A 20866-nucleotide genomic window follows, 5' to 3' on the forward strand; every position below is an offset into this window, starting at 1 on the left:
GATTTTGCTATATTATCACTTATGAACAGGTGGCTTGTCAATGCAAGCGTAGGCTTTCACGCAACTTTCCTAGGTAGGATATGGTAATATGGAAGGGACAGAAGTGATCACGTGAGGAGGATGCACGGAATGAATCGGAACGAATGGACATTAGCAAGAGAGGTTGCTGTAGGAGCAGCTGTGAAAGCAGGTGAATTGGCCAAGAAACGTTTTGGTGGTCAATTCATCCTTGAGCACAAAGATGAGCGTGGTGATCTCGTGACAGAGGTGGATGTGCTGGCGGATCGTCTTATCGTGGATGACATCCTGAGTGTGTTTCCGACTCATCGCATCTATAGTGAAGAAGCGGGTGAGGGTGGATCAGCAAGTGATTGGGTGTGGCACGTGGATCCCTTGGATGGGACGAACAATTTCGCACTGGGCATCCCCTTGTACGGTGTTTCCATTTCATTGAGTTATCAAGGTCGGATTGTACTGGGTGTCGTACATGATTCGGCCATGGAACTGACTTATGTGGCTGTTCAAGATGAAGGAGCTTGGCAAGGTGACAGACGGTTGCTGGCGAGGCCTAGCGGTGCACTAACGAAGTCTACCGTTTCATGGATTCAAGGGCATGCCGTAACGAAAGACGATCAGCGGGCATTAGCGCTCCGACATCATCTGGAGTATTCGGTCAAAAGAGTGATGCGCTTATGGGCGCCTTCCATTGTATGGGCGATGCTGGCCAGAGGAGATCTGCACGGGGTTGTTCTGTACAACTCCGAAGGGGAGGATCTCTATGCTGGCTTACTGCTTGCGCAGGAGGCTGGTGTGAAAGTGACGGATTTCGCGGGGAATCCGGTAGCTTTGCTCGGTGGCACAGCAGTCGTAGAGGAAGCGGTGATGGACGGAGCTATCTATTTGGTCGCAGCTGTGCCGGCCTACCACTCGGAGCTGCTCCAGCTCGTTCAAGAAGCACTGATGAAGACGGTGAAATAGGTTTCCGAATAGGATAGGAACAATTGGTCAAACCTAATGGCAGACTTTCCATTTGAGCTTATGCTTACGATGCCAGTTTTTCTGGCGAAAAACTTTTAGAAGAAAGGGTGCTGTTAGATGAAGGACTTTGTTCCTATCTTTTTTGAATTCGATCAAACGCGAGATGCGTTGCTGGCGTTAGACACATTAGAAGAGCTCGGCTACAAGCCGGAGCTGCTGGAAGGGGAGCGCGCAACGCTGCACATTCATCTAGATGCGCAGGAGATCACCTCAGCCATCGAGATTGCTCAATCCCACGGCGGACGGCTCGTGGATCGGTCGCAGATGCAATCCGAGCAGGCCACCTTCGCAATGGCTTATGACCTGGAGGGCTCCATCCGCATTCCGGCACATACCGTGAATGAAGATTGGCCCGACAGCTATGCCGCATCCGCGGTGGTAGCGGACCGCGATGCGGTACCGAGTGATGACGAGGCGGCCTTCGATCCTTCGGCGGATGACTACAATCACTTTAGCGCCGGTATTCGTATTTAACTGGCGGTGGTAGTCGGGCGATGCGAAGCGGGTCTGAGCCTGGACGTGCAGAACGAGCAGAAGTACGGACCAAGCGTGGACAATGATAATAGCTCGAGGGTATGATCCTCGGGCTTTTTGGCCTGGCGACTTTTGTTCTTTTAAGAATAGATGGATTTTCTACAGCTAATTCAAGAGTTTTTCCTCCAAAAAACAGAATAGATGGATTACCTACAGTTAAATTCAGAGATTTCCGTCCACATGACCAAATTTGGAGATATTAACTGTACGTTTTCCATCTAAATCTAATATTGAAGGGAGATTGCCTTGAATAGCTGTACATTTTCCAGTTATTTTGTGCCGTTTAACTCAAGTCATCTTCACCTTAGACCGTATATCCGGGCTCCGATAGTTACTCTTCCCTTTTCCAACATTATTTCATGAGGTGTTGAAAAGAATGTAACCTTTCACGGCTCGCATACGTTTGGTGTAATAAGGAAGATATTTGAAAAAGGAGTGGTTCTCATGGGATGTAGGAGGAAGATCGCCATGGTCGTGGTTATGGTTAGTTTGGTCAGTGTACTAACAGGCTGCAGTGAGAAGATGACCGTAAATGGGGTCTCGAACAGCTCGGAGCCAACCACGATGCAACCAACCACAAGTGTCACTTCGTCGCCCTCTCCTGTGCCAACGACACCAATTGCGACGTCTACGCCGCAGGCAACAGCTAGCGTGAAGCCTTCTCCAGCAGCAACGCCTCCCAGCTTCTCGACATCGGCAGATGCGAAGAAAGTCATCGAAGCCCGTGCCCAAGAAGTGATGTCCCTACTAAAGGAGAAGAATATTTCGAAGCTTGCAGGTCTCGTGCATCCGCAGAAGGGTGTCCAATTCTCACCATATTCCTACATTCACACAGCGACAGACATTCAAGTACAAGGTAGCAATCTTGCGACGTTATGGGCTAGCTCAAGTCTTACGCATTGGGGAACTTTCGATGGGTCAGGTGACCCCATTGATCTTACGATGCCCAACTATTGGGCGAAATTTGTGTATAACGCTAACTTTGCCGCCGCACCACAGATTAGCTATAACTCGATTATTGGCAAAGGGAATATGATCAACAATGTGTTCAGCGTGTATCCTACGTCTTCCTATATAACAGTTGAATACCATTTCCCTGGTTTCGATCCCCAGTATCAAGGTATGGATTGGACCAGCTTACGACTTGTTTTTGAATATACAGGATCACAGTGGTATGTGGTTGCTATCGTTCATGATCAGCATACGATGTAGAAAATTTACACGAAATTTTATAAAAAAGAACTAAAGCCGAATCGACCTTCGTATAAATAGGAGGAATGTTCGGTTTTTATGTTAACTGGAAAATGTAACCATTGACAGCCTATGTGAGTTGTCATATATTTATCACAATTAAACCAAGTGAACCAATAGGGATTGGAGATGTTGACCATGCAAAACAACTTAGTTAGTGCATTTCAAACGAACTGGGTCAGTTTAGTCGTATCATTAGTAGTGATTGGATTTATCTATTTTTTAGGTAGAAAGAGAGTCAGTTTCGGTAACCGCGTATTTATCGGTTTAGGCTTAGGTATCATCGCAGGGGTCATTTTCAATCAGGCAGGTCTGCAATTTAAAAGTGTTAGTACGATCGGAACGATTTACGTCAATCTGATCAAAATGCTTGTTATGCCACTGGTATTTATTTTAGTTATTAACAGTATTTCGTCGTTGTCCAGCATGGCTCAACTTCGTAAATTGGGTTTCAAGACTATTGGTTGGTTCCTGCTCACAACAGGAATCGCAGCATTAATCGGTCTACTTGTGGCATTGGCGATTGATCCAGGTAATGGGATCGCTCAAGCAGTTCCGAAGGATTTTAAAGCCAAAGAAATTCCGACTTTCTCCCAAGTTATTTTGGATCTAGTACCATCCAATCCAATTAGCGACATGGCGAGTGGTAAGGTTGTACCGGTTCTAATCTTCGCGATTTTCGTAGCTGTGGCGATCGTATCCATAGGCTCCAAAAAACCTGAAGCTGTTGCATCCGTGAAGTCTTTCGTTACTTCAGCAGCTGCGGTTATGCACCAAGTTGTTAAGTATGTTATTCGTTTGACACCTTATGGGGTGTACGCGTTGATCGCGGCTATGGCAGCTAAATACGGTTGGGAAACATTGGAGCCGTTAGCAAAAATCATTTTGACTTCCTACGTGGCATTAATTATTCACTTCGTCTTGGTATTCGGTGGCCTTGTGCTGCTGGTAGCGAAAGTGAATCCAATTAAATTCTTCAAAAAGGCATATCCGACGATCGCTGTTGCTTTTACAACACGCAGTAGCTATGCAACACTTCCTGTGAACTTGGAAGTTATCACGAAACGCCTTCGCGTTTCACCGCGTATCGCAAGCTTCGTGGCACCATTAGGGGCAACGATGAACTTCAACGGATGCGGCGGCGTTTGGCCGGCGGTTGTAGCGATTTTCGTAGCAAAAGTATACAATCTTCCACTAGGTATTTCTGAGTATCTATTGTTAATCCTAGTAGCTGTCATTTCCTCCATCGGGGTAGCTGGTGTACCAGGTCCTGCATCCATCTCAACAACGGTTGTATTGACTGCACTTGGCTTGCCGCTTGAAGGTATGGGTCTAGTTCTAGGCGTTGAAGCCTTGATCGACATGGGTCGTACAGCTGTTAATGCAACGGGAACAACAGTTACAGCATTGCTTGTAGCTGAATCCGAAGGTGAATTCGACCGCGCTTCATTCGATCGTGATGAGGAAGATGAGTTGGAATTAGCAACTGCTTAATAAATTGACATGCAAAAAGACGAACAGCACCTTGGGTGTGTGTTCGTCTTTTTGGTTTTGGGGTAAGCGATGCTCCCCCTTTGTCGGTATCTAAAACCGCGGGAATACGTAACGAACCAGGAAATACAGCAGTCCGAAAATGATAATGATGTACGCTGCATATTTGATAAAGGTTGATGCGACAAGTCCCTTGTCAAATTTTTGCTCAATTCGCTTCTGCTCAATGTCCACGCTTTTCGTCGGCTCCATCGTTTTCAGCTCCCTTTTCTGGTATGGGGGTTGATCTCTATACCAACTAATACCCGTTAGGGAGAAGGCTGAATCACCGGACTGCTACGTTTTCGCTAAAAAGTTTTTGGGAAGATATCACTCCTGCATCGCCGCATGCGTACCCGCCATATAGCCCGTCGAGAATGCGGCGGTGATGTTATACCCGCCCGTGTATCCGTGAATATCGAGGATTTCTCCGCAGAAGTAGAGACCTTGAACCAGCTTAGATTGCATCGTGCTAGGATCGACTTCCTTGAGCTGAATGCCGCCGCCAGTCACGAAAGCTTCTTCCAAAGACAGCGTCCCCTTGACGATAACAGGGAAGGCCTTCATGAGCTTGCACAACTCCATCCATTTCTGCTTCGGAATGTTGTCGTACGTTAGCAGTTCGTCCAGCTCCGACTTCGCAAGCAACAACGGGATGAGCCGTTCGGATAGCAGGGACTTGAGCACGTTTTTGATCGCTTTCTTCGCGTCGCTTCTAGCGAGCGTCATGCTCTCATTGTACACCTCGTCGGTGCTCAGATCAGGGAACAAATCCACCGTGACGAGCACTTCCTTGCGCTCGGACTTGTTCAGTTCCTTCACAACGAACTGGCTGCAGCGCAGCGCGATCGGCCCTGACAGACCGAAGTGGGTGAACAGCATATCGCCGCGATGCGCGATGATCGGCTTCCCCTTCGCGTTCAGCACGCTGAGCGTCACGTCGCGCAAGGACAGTCCTTGCAGCTCGCGGCTGCGGATGAAAGGCTCCTTCGAGGTTAACGGAACCTCGGTCGGAAAGAGCGGCGTGATGGTATGCCCGCCTGCCTCAGCCCACGCATAACCGTCTCCCGTGGAGCCGGTATGCGGCACCGAGCATCCGCCGGAGGCGACGATCACAGCGCGGCTACTAATCGTCTCTCCGCCCTGCAGCTGAACGCCGCTGACGCGGCCGTCCGCGTACAAGACCTTTTTGACCGGACTGTTGGTCCGGATCTCCACGCCCTGGCGCCGCACTTGGCCGATCAACGCGTCGACAACGGTTTTGGCCTTGTCGCTGATGGGAAACATCCGACCATTGTCCTCTTCCTTGAGCTGGATGCCGAGATTCTCAAAGAAAGCAATAATATCCTTATTCCCAAAATGGGTGAATGCACTATAAAGGAATCGCCCGTTGCCAGGGATATGCTTGATTAATTCATCCATGTCTTTGTTGTTCGTCACGTTACATCTGCCGCCGCCAGAAATGCCGAGCTTGCGTCCCAGCTTATCTCCTTTATCGACGAGCAGCACTTTTGCGCCGTCTCTGCTTGCGGCAATACTAGCCATGAGGCCAGCAGAACCGCCGCCAATTACGATTACATCATATGTCATTCCATAAAGCCCCTGCCTCGCGTATTTTCTATATCATAGCATGTAAAGAGCTAGATATTCAAAAGATACACACAGCACGTGGATAACTTGTTGATAAAACAACTGATTTCGTGGATAACTGACCTATCGACTGTGGACAAACATAGGTGAATTGTGGATAACATTTATTTTTTCCTAATATCATCCACAATCGATCTTCCATGCAATCCTTTAGGTAAAGCTATCAACACCCTGCTTGCCATGTCCGTCGCTAAAATGATAGTGATCGACCTGAAGATCCAGCCATCGATGCCCGAGGGAGGTTTCCCGCCCGTAGTAGTGAAGCTCATCATGCTTGGTAAGCACAATCGCTTCACAAGCGTCACTGCGTTTGGCGAAGAGGGACAGGCCAGCCTCTAGCCCAAGTGAGCCTAACAATCGTGCCCATACATGGCATGCCACGAGATCCCGACCAGCAACTGTGCATTGCAGTACATCGCTGCCAGAGTCAGCATCTCTGCGATCTTCGAGCGGACTGTACGTAGATAGCGCTCCCTCTGGCATCGCAATCGCACCTAACTTGGTGTTCTCGTGCCATGGATTTTGAATCCCGATCATCCATGGCTCCTGCTCGGAGCTAGATGGTCCCCATATCGTGACATCGCCCTGAGATAGCAGGCGTCCCCGTGAAATAGATAAGGTTTTCTTCAAATAGTCGGTTAATCTTTTCAGGGACCAACTTTTGTCGAGTCCTTGTAAATGAATACAGGTATGCTCCGGCAGTGTAACTGATTTGGTCGTTGGATTTACCTTCCAGCCTTGCGTCGCAGGAGCTGGTATATGGGTTAGCGTGGTCTTCTCTTTATATAGAAGAGGCGTATATTTACCATCTGTAATAGCTTGATACATTTCAGCAAGGAACAGCACCTCTAGCATGGCGTTGGACACAAGGCAGCTTTCACCGGCTAATGTATTTAAAAGGTTAATTTCACTGTCAGGGAGGCTGTGGCTGAATCGCTTTTCTTCACGCCCGAACCATTCGTTGCCGATCTCATGAATCCGCAGCTGTTGTCTCTGCTCACCAAGGGGAAGAAGAAGTTCAATAGCCGAGTCCAGCGTTTGAAAATGAAAGGGGAGGAAGGTGTTTGTTGTCATTGTCATCAGGAATTCCTCTTTTCTGTCGAAACCATACTTATTATGAGATCAGTATATGAGGGGTAGCTGAGATTGAATTGACCGTTAGCTGAAAAGTAGCTGAAGATATGTTAACTTTCAGCTAGCTTTCAGCCGCTGTTCAGATTGCTTTTAGGCAGGATATGGGATACTGATTGTAGAAGTCGTGTACGAATGAATTTCTCGGGGGAGACGATTGCAGATGCGTCAATTAAAAGGGATTAAAATACTACTCGTCGATGACGAGCCGCATATCTTAGAATTTCTAGAGCTAGGGCTAACGAACGAAGGCTTCGAAGTGATGACGGCACAAGATGGCATCAGTGCGATCACAGCTTGTAATAAATTTCAGCCGCATATCGCGATTCTGGATGTCATGATGCCGGGGATGGATGGTTTCGAGGTATGTCGCATGATTAAGAAGACAGACAATGTCGCGGTCATTATGCTAACAGCCAAAGATGAAATCGATGATCGGGTAAAAGGGTTAACACTTGGAGCCGATGATTACATGATCAAACCGTTTAGCTTTGAGGAGCTGCTAGCGCGGATCTATGCGCGGATTCGGAACCATTTTCCAAACTTGTTCGGGGAAGTCGTTATTGGACCGCTTCGCATGGACGACCGCCGCAAAGAAATCAGTATGCATGATCGGATCTTGGAGCTATCGCCTACGGAATACGAGTTGCTTAAATTTATGGCGATCAATCACGGTCTCGTGCTGAGTAAGACGATGATTCTGGATAAAGTGTGGGGCTATGATTTTGGCGGTGAGGAAAATATTGTGGAAGTGTACATACGCTCCCTGCGTGACAAATTAGGAGATAAGGAGCACAAGCTGATTCGCACCATTCGCGGGGCGGGGTATCGGATGGATTTGACATGAAGACGCGCGGTTGGTTCGCTGCTGTCTTGGAGACGAAATCCTTAAAGTTTCAAATTTTATCTCGTACCTTATTGGTTATGTCGGCACTCTTGCTGTTAATTGGCGTGTTTCAATATGTATTCATGCAGCAGTTTATGTTTCAAAATAAAGCAGAGACGATTCGCAACCAGCTTGCAGCGCTGCCGCCTAACGTGTGGCTTCGGGCTGAGCTAGGAGGAGATAAGAGTACGAGCCCATTTCTGCCTAGGCAGGATTTCATGCGCAACAATCGGCAGGATAATTTCGGCGAAGGTCCGCGGATTTTCGTACCGGATTTAACGATTGCGCTGATTGATGACAAAGGGACCTATAAACTCGTTTCCTCCCAAGATGAACAGTCGACGCTGGAGTTGGACAAAGAAGAATATGTGAGAATCCTGCAAAAGCGCACAAAGAAGCAGGAACATCTAATCATGAAAGACAGCAAAGGGAATGAGCAATTAATTGTGTTTCATCAAATCGGGGGAGGGGAACCAGATCGTTCCCGCGGCTATCAGGGGCTCATTCAAGCAAGTACAAGCACAGCGCCGATTAAGGATGTTCTCCTAAGGCAGCTGCTCACGTTCCTATTTCTATCCATGCTTGCGATGGTTATTGGGTTGCTAGGCTTCCTGCCTGTGCTGCGCCGGACACTTGTGCCACTGTCTAATTTGGTAGATACGGTAAAAAGTATTGATTCCGGTAACTTGAATGAACGCTTCCCTGACCATCAAGGGCAGGCGGAGATGGATCGCTTGGCGACTTCCTTTAATAGCATGCTAGAGCGGTTGGAATTTTCTTTTGAGGCGGAAAAGGAAGCGAAGGAGCAGATGCGGCGTTTTGCTGCGGATGCCTCGCATGAGCTTCGCACGCCACTTACTTCCATTCATGGCTTCCTGGAGGTGCTGCTGCGTGGGGCATATCAACAGCCTGAACCGCTGTTGAAAGCTTTGAAAAGCATGCACGGCGAATCCGTCCGTATTAATAAATTAGTTGAGGACCTGCTGCTATTGGCGCGGTTGGATCGAACGCCGTCTTTCCATAAGACGGAGGTAGCCATGGACGATGTGCTTCATGAAATGGAGCATCAGCTGCGTCTGCTCGCAGGCGAGAGGGCGGTTACCTTCCTCTTGGAGCCGGAGACACTGTGTCATTGCGATCCGGATAAAATCAAGCAAGTGATCCTCAACTTGTTCCACAATGCGGTCCAGCATACGCATTCAGAGACAGGTGAGGTAAGGGTCTCACTGACGAGAAGGGACGCAGCCGTTGAGATCGCTGTACGTGATAACGGCCCAGGGATTGCGCCGGAGCATATCGCCCATTTGTTTGATCGGTTTTACCGCATCGACTCCTCGCGGGCAAGACGCAGCGGCGGAGCGGGCTTAGGCCTTTCGATTACGCGCTCCATTGTGGAGCTGCATGGCGGATCTATTCATGTGGAGAGCACCGTCGGTGAGGGAAGCGCGTTTATCGTGCGGTTGCCGCGATAGGTAGGGATAGAAGGGGCTAACGCTGAGGCGTTGGCCTCTTTTGGTCTGTTGACGTGGCGAGTGGAGAGATAGGGTGGCAAAGAAGCCAAGAGTGAGGGTATAGCAGGTTCATGCCGAGTATGCAGCCTAAGCGGAGGCAATAGATGGATTTCATACAGTTAATTTGGATGAAAATCCTGTTTTTGAGCAAATGGATGGATTTCATGTAGCTAAATTTGGCTGAAGTGGCTGATTTCACTGAAATCGTCAGAAATAGATGGAGGAAATCCAGTTAAAGGTTGATATTAGGGAATTGGGAGGGGATTAACTGTATTTTTTACAGTTAATGGTTGTGGGGGGGGGGGAAGTGGAAGTGGAAGTGGAAGGAGTTGAGGAAAGTAGTGAAGTGAAGTGAAGTAGAGTTAGAGTAGGCGAGAAGTATTAAGTATGTGGGAACGTACCAGTTATCCTTTTTACAACAATAGTTCAGCTACTCTCCGCGCCCTCGACTCCACCAACAGAGCATTCGGACGCGCAGTTATCGCCGCCCCTACAAACTAGCTACTCTAACCCCGCGCACCCACCAACATAGCATCTAAATGCACACAGTTATCGCCTTCCACCTACAAACTAGCTAATCTAACTTATCCTTCAACCAACATAAACACGAAAGGCCAATCGTCGAACGGTTGGCCCTTGGCATCAGCTAAGAAACAAGCTTACGGCTACGTGGGCGAAGTGCCCATGAAGCCATGACGAGCGCTAGAAATACTAGCGGTTGGGCAGCGAGAGCTAGGCTGTCGCCATTCAAAATATGCGAAGCCGCGGCTCCCGAGAGCTCGAAGAAAAAGCCAGCGTATGCCCATTCTTTCAATCGCGGAAAACGTGGGATCAGGATGGCAATGACGGCCATCAGCTTCCAGAAGCCCAGGATGGTCAAGATATACTCGGGATATCCTAGTCCAGTCAATGTAGTGATTTGCTGCTCACCATGGGTTATGAAGAAGAATCCGCCGATGACGAAACTCGCAGGTCCTAGGATGGTGGTTACCCAGTAAGCGATTAACTTATTGCGCTCTTTACGATAAGACATTAGACAGCGTCCCCCTATCTATTTCGAAATTGTGCTCATATGATCCTTATTCTACCATAAAGAATGCGAAAAGCGAACACCAGTACGTAAATTTTATTGTAATTTATGCCATACCATTTTCAGCCAATTCTCAGATAGCTCTCAACCAACCTTCAGTTTACGCTCAGATGGGTTTCAGGTAAGGGGGCTATACTTGGTTTTGTAAGGGAAACACAAACACAAATCCAAAGATGAGGTGGAATACCATTATGAAAAAAATCAGCAAAAAAATTCTAGCAGGTTCACTAGTAGCATCTTTTGTCATCGGAGTTGGCTTAGTAGGAGCCCTACATAACGAAGCGTTCGCAGATACAGCAGTAGGAAACTCCACAAGCACAGCGGCACCAACAGCAGGACAGGGCGGCAAAGGCTTTAACGATAAAGGTCGTGGACAAATGGGAGATCGCGGTGGCTTCCGTGGCGGTAACGTGATCAAAGAAACAGCAACGATTCTAGGCGTTGAAGAAAGCGTTGTACAGGAAGCGCTGAAGGCTGATAAAACGTTAGCTGCGTTTGCCGTTGAAAAAGGACTAACGAAGGAAGATTACTTGTCCAAGCTCGTTGCAGCTGAGACAGTTACAATTACAGCTGAAGTAACCGCTGGCAAGCTGACACAAGAGAAGGCCGATGAGATTATTAAAGGTCTGAGCGACCAATTAACGAAGCAAATTGATAGCACTGGCTTCAAGGGCGGTTTTCCAGGCGGCGGTAAAGGTGGACCTGGAGGTAAAGGAGGTCCAGGAGGCTTCGGTGGTGGACACTTCGGCAATCCAGAAGTCATCACGACAATTCTGGGTATTACACAAGATGAGTTGAGAACAGAGCTAGAATCTGGTAAATCCCTCGTGGATATCGCAACAGCGAAGGGTATCAGTGAAGATGATTTAATCAGCAAAATCAAAGACGGCATGACAGACTCCATCAAGAAGGCTGTTGAGGAAAAGGGTACAGCTCATAAACGCCCTGATGGCGCACAAGGTCGTCCTGATCGTAACGCAGCACAAGGTACAGCAACACCTGCCCCGACAGCTACAAACTAAGGGGAAGTGTGCAATAAAAACAAACAAAGGAGCTAGGCACCTACAAGGTCGCTTAGCTCCTTTGTTATTTCCTTATCCCAAATCAGGGGTATCTACCAGCATGATCTCCGGATTGTCCACGCCGTGTAATTCAAATACAATAATTTCATTATTGCCTTTGCGCAGTAAAGGGCCTGGGATGTACAGTGTTTTTTGCGGTCCACGGTCCCAATAACGCCCCAAATTGAAACCGTTTATCCACACAACACCTTTCTTCCAGCCGTCCAGCCGAATGAAAGTGTCCGCAATGTCATCGATCTCAATAGAACCTTTGTAAAAGGCAGGTCCTTCGCTAGTAACATCTCTAAAATGCGAGTATTGTAGGCCTGACAGCTGATCAAGTGGCAAAGGGGAAATCGTCCAATCGAACAAAAATTGACCGTTCAACCGGACACCTTCCGTTATTCCTTTGGCATCCTTCAGCTTAGATCCGTAGTTAATGCGCCCCATATTCTCGACGAGTATATCAAGCTTGACGCTACCAGTCGGGATATCCAGATCCAGCGGTTTGGGATCCCATCGCTCCACGGTACCGAGATAAGAGCCATTGACGAAAACCATTGCACGGTCATGCACATCTTGCAGATGCAGCTTCATGTTTAGGCGGGGACCGGATACGGTAGTCGAGTACAGAATGAACCCATAGTCTTGCCCAACTTGCTCCATTGTCAGCGGGTATACGCTGGTAATAGAGTCTGAAAGTTGTAGTAAATGATGGAACAAGTCAGCTTTCTGTGTCAAGTTGACACCACCATATTGCTTTTTCACAATGGGCTCAGGTAAGACACATTCACCTATGTCCATGTGTTGTGATAATACCCGTCGGATAGCATGAAATTTCGGGGTGAGATCGCCGCATTCAGAAATAGGAGCGTCGTAGTCATAGCTCGTAGTCGTCGGCTCGTAAACTTCCCCGTAATTGGCCCCATTATAGAACCCAAAGTTCGTGCCTCCGTGGAACATGTAGAAGTTCACCGAAGCATCTAAGCTAAGCATGCGATCGAACACATCCGCTGCATCCTCCGCATCCCGAGTATGATGTGGCTTCATCCAATGATCGAACCAGCCATTCCAATATTCCATACACATGAGCGGTTCTGTCGGCCGGTACTCTCTAAACTTGGCGAACATTTCTTCCGGCTTTGAGCCGAAATTTACAGTCGCTAGTACATCCGGCAGCGTGCCGCCTTGCAGCATATAGTCGGTAGGGCCATCGGAAGTGAACAGTGGAACGTCAACACCATAGCGAAGAAGCGCTTGCCGTAAGTGTTCCAAATAAGTCTTGTCATTGCCGTAGCTGCCATATTCATTTTCAATTTGCATGGCAATAATAGATCCGCCATTTGTACTAAGATGTGGAATCAACTTCGGAATGAGCACATCGTAGTAAGCGTCCACCTTTTGGAGGAATGTTGGATCAGCGCAGCGAAGCCGCATGTCGGAGTAACGAAGAAGCCAAGAAGGTAAACCTCCAAACTCCCACTCTGCGCAAATATAGGGACTTGGACGAACGATGACAAATAAATCGAGTTCTTCTGCTGTTTCTATAAAACGTACAAGATCTGCCATGCCCTCAAAGTGGAACTCGCCTTCCTTTGGCTCATGTATATTCCATGCCACGTAGGTTTCCACGGTATTGAAACCGCAAGCCTTCAACTTCTGCAAGCGATCGTGCCAATATTCAGGTACAACTCGAAAATAATGAATGGCACCTGCTATAAGGCGGATGGGTTGACCGAGTAGATTAAATTGTTTATCTCCAACTTCTAACTTTTTCAAAATATCGCCTCATTATCTCTCGTTATGGGTCCATTCGTTGCTCATCTTACTCAGCAAACGATTTGGCAAATTCATTAATGTTAATTGACTTTCCATGATTCAGCCGGGACTCTTCGGCGGCAAACGCCATTAAATGGCTGCGTACAGAAGCGGATGCAGAGGTAAGTCCTTCTCCGCCATCGTAATTGCGAACTTCGCGCAGGAAGCTTTGGACGATACCCGTGTCACCGCCGCCATGACCGCTATTTGGCACATGCACCGTAATCTCATTCACTTCTTGGGTGACAAAGTCGTACATTGTGATTTTGTCATCATGTCCGTTAATTTGACCTCTCGTTCCCATGATCTGTATGATTCTTTCCTGCTTCATCGTAAATCCGCTCATGCTGAAAGTCGCAGTAGCTCCGTTCTCGAACTCCATGTTGACAACTTGATGGTCAACGACATTGTTATCGCATTTATATACACATCGCCCGTAAGGCGATGTTCGTAATCCTTCAACGATTGCTTCCTTAGATAAATCTGGCGTGAAATGTCTAGCCCAGTTCTTCCCATCACCTAGATAAAATCTTGTAGCGGAATACGGACATGTTGATTCCACCGCACACCCGTCGATGCAACGATCTGTTGATCCAACAGGCGCATTTCCTGAATGAAAATGCATCAAGGACCCGAAGGAGCTTACACGGACACAAGGCTGGTCCATGAGCCAGGAAAGAACGTCCATATCATGACACGATTTGGACAGAATCATTGGGCTGGACGTATCAGAATTATTCCAATTGCCACGTACGAAGCTGTGTGCGATATGCCAATAAGCGACGTTCTCGTTAAGCTGGATGGAAACGACTTCGCCAATGCGACCTTCATCAATCAGTCGTTTGATCGTCGACCAGAAGGTCGTATAGCGCAGCACATGGCAGATCGATAGCAGGCGTTCGTTCTCCTTGGCTGCCGCTTCCATCGCGATACATTCTTTGGGATCTGGGGACATAGGCTTTTCCAACAGAACGTGATATCCCTGATTTAGCGCGGTGATGGTTGGTTCAAAATGCATTTTATCCTGCGTGCAGATGACCATAATATCTGCGAGCTTCGGTCTTGCATATAGTTCTTCCCATGACAAGAAGCGATGATCTTGTGGAATTTGATGCTCGGCAGCAAATTGCTCCCTTCTATGATCGTCGGGTTCGACGACAGCGACAAACTTTAACTCATGTGGATAATCTAACGCATATGGCGCATAGCTTCGTGCTCCGCGGGCTCCAGCCCCGATTAAAACTGCTGTTAAGGTTTGCATGTTAATTTCCCCCGTTTAAGTCCGAAGAGGCTGCCCGCGCACATCCTACGATGACGGATGACGCATGGGACAGCCTCTTCGTTTAGATTATTTCCATTCGCCTTGGATGTTGCCTGCTTGCAGTGATTTATTGACTTCGGTAATCATTTCTTTACCGCCTTTGGCCATATACTCCTGCACCATTTTGTCCCAGTCAGTGAGAGGTCTTTGGCCGAAGATCATCTTCGTTGTTTCGTCCGTAATGTATTTCGCCAGCGTTGCATTTTTCTCCATAAGAATCGGAGAGATGATACGGCTAGTTGGGTTAATATAGAACTTCATGTTGTGAAGCATGTCAGCCAACGACTGTTGGAATTTGGCATATTCCGGTATCTTGGCAATTTTGGCAAATTGGAACAAGTCTGCATCATCCTTCACCCAGCCACCGTCCGTAATATAGGCGCTTGGAGCCACATTAGAGCGATTTTCAGCGATCGGTTGGGCAATGTTGTTGACCATTTTGTAGCCCTTACCTTCGCCGCCGTACAACCAATCGAAATCTTTATTTTGTGGATTCTTCTGTGCATCCGGTATCGTTTTATGGAAATAATCGATCATTTCAAGAATACGTTTTACTTTCTCAGGTTCATTTTTCAACTTAGCAGAAATCATGTACATTCGATAAAAGCCGCTGCCAAGTGTGAGGCCTTGTGATCCGTCTGGTGCCTTAAAGGGAGGAATCGGAACGACTTCAGCCTTTGGATCGTTTTGAAGGATTGTCTCCAACATCACGCCGTTAGGACTGCTCGTTCCTGGTTGTTCGTACCAAATACCGACTTTTCCGGCGTTAAACGCTTTGAAAACGTCCTTATAGGCTGTTACGGCCCAGTCTTTGTTAAGAGCGCCTTGCTTTTGAAGATCAGCCAAAAACTCAATTTTTTCTTTATTTCCTTTTGCGATAATCCCAGGAATGTACTGACCAGTTTCATCTTTATGGTACCAGGTGGAGTTGGCGTAATAGGAGCCGAAAGATGGGTCGTAATAAATATCTTTTGCAAGCCCAAGTCCGATGGTATCCGCTTTGCTGTTGCCGTCAGGATCGTTTTTCGTGAATGCGATGGCGACCTGTTTGAGTTCCTCATAATTCGTTGGCATCTTCAGGCCGAGCTTGTCGAGCCAGTCTTTCCGGATGATCGGCTTTTTGCCGCCTTTAGGTGAGAAGTAGGTTGGAATGCCATAAACCTTACCATTCACTTTAAATGCATCCCAGGTAAAGCTTGGAACGGTTTTGGTGGATTCATACTGCTGTAAGAACTCGTCTAGTGGCAGGAATGCTCCCTGTTGCGCCCACTTCAAGTAGTTGGCGTTAACTTCTTCCATGCCAATGACGTCGGGTAGATCGCCGGAAGCCATCTTGACCGCAAGCTTTTCATCATAGGTGTCGAAAGGTACGTATTGTGACTTAAAGTCTATGTTAAATTTCTCGTTGATTCGTTTAACGGCTTCGCTGTCTGGCCCAGGAACCGGTTCTTCCCAAGTACCGTCAAACCAATTGATGGTGAACTTTTTAGACTTATCAACTGCCGTTGTAGCCCCTGCATTCGGGCTAGCTTTAGGACTTTCCTCCGATTTGGTGGAACAGCCTGTTATACTGCCGACTAACGTGACCGAAAGAAGTATGCAAACGAGATTTTTTTTCAATGTCGAACCCTCCTTATTTATAAAACCTATGAATGTATCTTAGCGTGTTAAGGTAAGCCGATTCTTATCCTTTGACCGAGCCCAACATCACCCCTTTCGCAAAATGTTTTTGCAGAAACGGATAGATTAGTAAGATCGGGATCGTCGCGATTAATATTGCCGCCATGCCGATTGTTTCAGGTGGAGGCGCGTTTTGTGCCAAAGCCGCCTGTTGACCATCGGAAAGGGAATCGAGCTTCTGGCTCAAGATAACAATTTGCCGCAGAATGACCTGAACGGTCCATTTACTTGGATCACTGATATAGATCAGTGCAGTAAAGTACATGTTCCAATTGGTTACCGCATAAAACAAACCGAATGCTGCCAAAGCGGGCTTGGAGAGCAGAAGGACAATCCGTGAAAAAATTTGCAGATCATTAGCTCCGTCAATGACAGCAGCCTCCGTCAGTTCCTGGGGAATGCTTAGGAAAAACTGGCGCAATACGATCAGGTTGAATGAATTGATGGCTCCTGGAATGATGAGTGCCCAGTAACTATCGAGCAGGTGTGTCGCTTTGACTACCATATAAGTGGGGATGATCCCTGCCCCGAAGACGAAAGTGAATAGCACGAGGAACATATAGAATCGTTGGCCCAGAATGCCTCTCGTCAATGCATAAGCCATCATAGATGTGATCAGTAGACTGAATAACGTTCCTGCTATAGTAACATAAGCGGTAACGCCAAGAGAGCGGATAAACACTTTGGATTTGAAAATATATTGATAAGCGTCCAGTACAAAATCCGTTGGAAAAAGCACGAATTCTTTCGTTACATATTCCGTATAGGAAGTAAATGAGATCATGATCATATAGTAAAACGGAAATAGCATAACAAGTCCAACAATCGTAAGTATTGTGATATTTAAGCCATTTCCTATTTTTTCAGATACCGATTTATGCTTATTCAATTCTTACACCTCCTGCACGCTTTGCAAATGAAAGCGAAAGATCAATAGACGCCATCTTCGCCGAAACGTTTGGCTACCTTGTTAGCCCCGACAATCAAAATTAACCCGATCAACGATTTGAACAATCCTACGGCAGTTGCGAAGCTGAAATCAGACTTCTCAATACCTTTGAAATAGACGAAAGTATCGATAACGTTGCCGCTGCTCATGGTTAACGAATTCAACATCAGGAAAATTTGCTCAAACCCAACATCAAGCACGCTGCCCAGACGAAGAATCAGTAGAAGGATGATGGTGCCTCGAATTGAGGGCAAGGTGATGTGCCAGATTTGCCGCCACTTGCTTGCACCATCTACAACGGCTGCTTCATACAGACTTGGATTAACGCCTGCTAAAGCGGCGAGGAAAATAATCGTTCCCCATCCGGATTCTTTCCAAATAACTTCCAATACGATAAGAGGCATGAACCACCCAGATGATGTCAAGAATGGTGTCGCATCCATGCCGAACAGCGCGAATAGCAGCTTGTTAACAATCCCCTCGGACTTCAGAAAAACGGTCACGATTCCAATGACGACTACCCACGATAAGAAATGCGGCAAATATACGATGGATTGAATGATTCGTTTGAACATTTCGTTGCGCACTTCATTTAACATGATGGCCAATATGATTGAGACTGGAAAAGCGAAAGCGATCTGCAAAAAGGATAAGTACAAGGTATTCCAAAGAACGCGAATGACTTCTTGGTCTTCAAAAATCTTCTTAAAATGTTTCAATCCAACCCAATCGCTGTGCAGAAATCCTTGAAACGGACTGAAGTCTTGGAACGCTATAATGTTGCCTGCCATCGGGACGTACCTATAAATGATGAAATATAGGAGGCCTGGTAAAACCAGCAGAAATAAGTAACGTTCCTTCCACAACCTAGTCGTAATGGAGCGCTTTTTTTTCGCTTTACCGACCGTATTGGCCACAGTGCGAAAACCCTCTTCCGCTGTATGGATGTCCATGCCCGGAATCCCCTCCCTTTACGAAATCTTGATCTTTGTTGATATTGTCATGTTATAATGGGGACTGCTTCCTGAAAATCGGAGATTATTTGGAATTAGCGCATATTTGCGGGTTTTCGTAAAAATGCACAGTTTTCGAAAATGAGACTACACCGATGAATAGAAACTACGGTATAAGTTTTCTTGTAGAAACTCGAGGGAGGGAAAGCCAAATTGATGAGAAGTATACTGCAGTTAAAGCTCAATACCCGTTCGATATTAACAAAGTTATTGCTCAGCTTTTTGGCCATTATAGTGCTGTTTGTTTCGTTTAATATCGTCTCGCTTATTCTGTTCAGGAAAAGCATTCACGATGAAATTATTACCTACAACGATGCTAATTTATCGCATACAGCTCATAGTTTCGAACAGTATTTTCAATTGTTGAACAACGTCATTGTCAGCATGTATTTGGATGATCATTTACGGAGTCTTAAAGGCTCGGATATTGATTATGTAGCAGCGGGACAAATCATGGATGATGTGCGTAAAACGGTGAATAATCAACAATTATTTCTGAATAATTTATTTGTTTATGATGTTAAGCATTCACTAGTTTTGGAGCAAATACGGGGAAGCAGCTTGGAAGTCATGTTCTCGGAGCACTATACGAACCCGAAATATACGTACCCATTTTGGAAAAAGGAATTTACGGAGCCGTTCAGTACTCAACTGTACCCAGCTGCTGCATTTACGAGTTCCCAGACCCTTCCAATATCACAAACTGGTTTAGTCATTCCGTATGTTGTCAAAAGCAAGCTGTATCCCGAGTTCATCATGCTCGCCTTTATTGATGTCCAAAAGTTGTACAAAGCTTACCATCAGTCCATCAACGACAACTTTTATATCTTGAGCCCGCAAGGTGTACCCCTATACTCGTCCGATCAAACGGACAAACGTAAACTTCCTGCTTTAAAGTCCGAAAATGGATGGGTAAAAAGCGAAGGGAGCTATTATTTTTATGAAAAAGGCGAGCTAAGTGGTCTTACGTACATTAATATCGTGCCTGATGCAAGTATTTCAGCGCGAATCGTTCGCCTCAACGTTATATTAGTAGTGCTGCTCGTCGTATCTATAGCGATCAGTGTCATGGTATCCATATTTTTTAGCAGAAGATTCAATAATCCCGTGAAAAAAATCGTCGAGTCCATTCGTCACTTGAATGAAAAGAAGGATTCGGATCAGAGAGGGACTAATGAATTCGAATTTATTAATGAAAACATTGGAAGAATGCTTCGGGCGAATCAGAAAGTTTTAAGTGATCTGGAAGAGAAAAAGAGTCTTCTGCACTCCTATACCCTTGTCAGCCGTCTTAAACGCATCCGCGTCGGGCATCATGAAACGCTGGAGGGGATCGAGCCTGACGAAAGGCCGTTTCGATTCGTATTATTCCAGTTGGCATTCAAAGCTCGATTTAGGGAGGAGCTTCTCGGCGAAGAAGAGCGTGCAACCTCGTTTATACATGAGTATGTCAGTCGCGCGATTAGCGCAGAGATGAAGGGATCGCAGACGATCCAGATTGAAGCTGACCAAATCTTATCTCTCGTGTATTTGGACGAAGATGACACACGCGTAACGGTTTTACTGGACAAAATCAAAACGGAGCTGGCAGCGGATAGCCAATATTGCTTCTTTACAATAACCGTTAGCTCACGGCACGATCACGCATCGCAGATGACCGCTGCATACGAGGAAGTGGTGCAGTTAATCAAACTGCGACCGTTCGACGATGAAACCTGCGTCTTAGAGGCAGGTCAAGTCCAAGAGAAGTATTTCTTGCCGACAGCTGCGTTGGAGCATGAATTTAATGTGAACTTGCAGGAAGGAAACGACGCGCTAGCGATGCAGTCGCTTCGCCGCATTTTGGCACAAATGAAGAAAAAGGGCATTGGGACGGCACGTTTCCATCGTTACGCGGAGGAAACAACCGACAAAGTGATACGAATGCTTCATATGAGCGATAATGAAGATTTGTACGGGCTAGCTGATTTAATTCCCACAATCCATACGGTAGAGCAGCTAGAGCAGTATTTCGAAACATTGGTCAAAGAGGCGGCGCGACTGGTCCGATTGAAAAAAGAGGAACGTGATCCCATCGTTAGTTTCGTCTTCACGTATACGGAAGAGCATTACGCCGAAGATATCTCGCTCGAGCAGGTGGCAGGCAAGTTAAACATCACTGGTGGGTATTTATCTACGTATTTTAAAGAAAAAACAGGCATGAACTTCGTCGACTATATCAACGAATTCCGCATTAAACAGGCGATGAATTTACTGCAGCAATCGGAGATGAAAATCCAAGACATTGCAATAGCGACTGGATTTCAATCGCTAAGCTCGTTTAACCGTACATTTAAGAAGTTCTCTGGCGTGACTCCAAGTGAGTACAGGAGATTATAGTAAAAAAGTGAAGTTGCTGGGTCT

17 protein-coding genes are annotated in these 20866 nt (G+C 46.7%); 8 read left to right on the forward strand and 9 right to left on the reverse strand.

Going from position 1 to position 20866, the window contains the following annotated elements; genetic code table 11:
- The first annotated feature begins 129 nt into the window (after window positions 1–129).
- The 4 genes from ACSQ8O_RS32790 (at window position 130) to ACSQ8O_RS32805 (ending at window position 4317) form a co-directional block, all read left to right on the forward strand.
- Window positions 130–978: an inositol monophosphatase family protein gene (locus ACSQ8O_RS32790; protein ID WP_436245117.1), complete on the forward strand. Its 849-nt coding sequence runs from the start codon at window positions 130–132 to the stop codon at window positions 976–978.
- Window positions 979–1095: 117 nt separating this feature from the next.
- On the forward strand, window positions 1096–1512 hold the full coding sequence (locus tag ACSQ8O_RS32795) for a hypothetical protein (RefSeq protein ID WP_436245118.1): 417 nt from the start codon (window positions 1096–1098) through the stop codon (window positions 1510–1512).
- A 528-nt stretch (window positions 1513–2040) separates the two neighbouring features.
- The gene (locus ACSQ8O_RS32800) at window positions 2041–2784 is read left to right on the forward strand and encodes a hypothetical protein (protein ID WP_436245119.1); all 744 of its coding nucleotides are present in this window, start codon (window positions 2041–2043) and stop codon (window positions 2782–2784) included.
- Window positions 2785–2961: 177 nt separating this feature from the next.
- Entirely contained in the window at window positions 2962–4317 is a 1356-nt protein-coding gene (locus ACSQ8O_RS32805; protein ID WP_056610673.1) for a dicarboxylate/amino acid:cation symporter, read from the forward strand.
- Window positions 4318–4407: 90 nt separating this feature from the next.
- On the opposite strand, the gene ACSQ8O_RS32810 is transcribed toward ACSQ8O_RS32805, so the two are convergent.
- The 3 genes from ACSQ8O_RS32810 to ACSQ8O_RS32820 all read right to left on the reverse strand — a co-directional run bounded on the left by ACSQ8O_RS32810 (window position 4408) and on the right by ACSQ8O_RS32820 (window position 7083).
- Window positions 4408–4566: a hypothetical protein gene (locus ACSQ8O_RS32810; protein ID WP_164483561.1), complete on the reverse strand. Its 159-nt coding sequence runs from the start codon at window positions 4564–4566 to the stop codon at window positions 4408–4410.
- Window positions 4567–4683: 117 nt separating this feature from the next.
- Complete coding sequence (locus ACSQ8O_RS32815; protein ID WP_436245120.1) at window positions 4684–5943, reverse strand: NAD(P)/FAD-dependent oxidoreductase; 1260 nt, start codon at window positions 5941–5943, stop codon at window positions 4684–4686.
- A 210-nt stretch (window positions 5944–6153) separates the two neighbouring features.
- On the reverse strand, window positions 6154–7083 hold the full coding sequence (locus ACSQ8O_RS32820; protein WP_436245121.1) for an FAD:protein FMN transferase: 930 nt from the start codon (window positions 7081–7083) through the stop codon (window positions 6154–6156).
- 214 nt (window positions 7084–7297) lie between these two features.
- Between ACSQ8O_RS32820 and ACSQ8O_RS32825 the strand changes: the two genes are divergently transcribed.
- Window positions 7298–7981, forward strand: a complete 684-nt coding sequence (locus ACSQ8O_RS32825; RefSeq protein WP_056610663.1) for a response regulator transcription factor — start codon at window positions 7298–7300, stop codon at window positions 7979–7981.
- Complete coding sequence (locus ACSQ8O_RS32830; protein WP_436245122.1) at window positions 7978–9492, forward strand: ATP-binding protein; 1515 nt, start codon at window positions 7978–7980, stop codon at window positions 9490–9492. The genes ACSQ8O_RS32825 and ACSQ8O_RS32830 overlap by 4 nt, the downstream gene beginning before the upstream one ends.
- A gap of 685 nt (window positions 9493–10177) precedes the next feature.
- Here ACSQ8O_RS32830 and ACSQ8O_RS32835 read toward each other — a convergent pair.
- Complete coding sequence (locus tag ACSQ8O_RS32835) at window positions 10178–10564, reverse strand: DoxX family protein (RefSeq protein WP_436245123.1); 387 nt, start codon at window positions 10562–10564, stop codon at window positions 10178–10180.
- Between the two features lie 248 nt (window positions 10565–10812).
- Between ACSQ8O_RS32835 and ACSQ8O_RS32840 the strand changes: the two genes are divergently transcribed.
- Window positions 10813–11643 carry a hypothetical protein gene (locus ACSQ8O_RS32840; protein ID WP_436245124.1) on the forward strand — a complete coding sequence of 277 codons (831 nt, stop codon included), beginning with the start codon at window positions 10813–10815 and terminating at the stop codon, window positions 11641–11643.
- Between the two features lie 72 nt (window positions 11644–11715).
- On the opposite strand, the gene ACSQ8O_RS32845 is transcribed toward ACSQ8O_RS32840, so the two are convergent.
- The 5 genes from ACSQ8O_RS32845 to ACSQ8O_RS32865 all read right to left on the reverse strand — a co-directional run bounded on the left by ACSQ8O_RS32845 (window position 11716) and on the right by ACSQ8O_RS32865 (window position 18403).
- On the reverse strand, window positions 11716–13461 hold the full coding sequence (locus tag ACSQ8O_RS32845; protein ID WP_436245125.1) for a glycoside hydrolase family 35 protein: 1746 nt from the start codon (window positions 13459–13461) through the stop codon (window positions 11716–11718).
- A 46-nt stretch (window positions 13462–13507) separates the two neighbouring features.
- Window positions 13508–14761, reverse strand: coding sequence for a Gfo/Idh/MocA family protein (locus ACSQ8O_RS32850; protein WP_436245126.1), 1254 nt, complete (start codon window positions 14759–14761; stop codon window positions 13508–13510).
- Window positions 14762–14848: 87 nt separating this feature from the next.
- On the reverse strand, window positions 14849–16441 hold the full coding sequence (locus ACSQ8O_RS32855; protein ID WP_436245127.1) for an extracellular solute-binding protein: 1593 nt from the start codon (window positions 16439–16441) through the stop codon (window positions 14849–14851).
- 64 nt (window positions 16442–16505) lie between these two features.
- Window positions 16506–17390, reverse strand: a complete 885-nt coding sequence (locus tag ACSQ8O_RS32860; protein ID WP_436245128.1) for a carbohydrate ABC transporter permease — start codon at window positions 17388–17390, stop codon at window positions 16506–16508.
- Between the two features lie 41 nt (window positions 17391–17431).
- The gene (locus ACSQ8O_RS32865) at window positions 17432–18403 is read right to left on the reverse strand and encodes an ABC transporter permease (protein ID WP_436245129.1); all 972 of its coding nucleotides are present in this window, start codon (window positions 18401–18403) and stop codon (window positions 17432–17434) included.
- A 216-nt stretch (window positions 18404–18619) separates the two neighbouring features.
- Here ACSQ8O_RS32865 and ACSQ8O_RS32870 point away from each other — a divergent pair, with 216 nt between their 5' ends.
- Window positions 18620–20842, forward strand: a complete 2223-nt coding sequence (locus ACSQ8O_RS32870; RefSeq protein WP_436245201.1) for a helix-turn-helix transcriptional regulator — start codon at window positions 18620–18622, stop codon at window positions 20840–20842.
- Window positions 20843–20866: the final 24 nt, after the last annotated feature.

This window comes from Paenibacillus sp. LjRoot56, assembly GCF_964253335.1.
Taxonomy (GTDB): Bacteria; Bacillota; Bacilli; order Paenibacillales; family NBRC-103111; genus Paenibacillus_E; species Paenibacillus_E allorhizoplanae.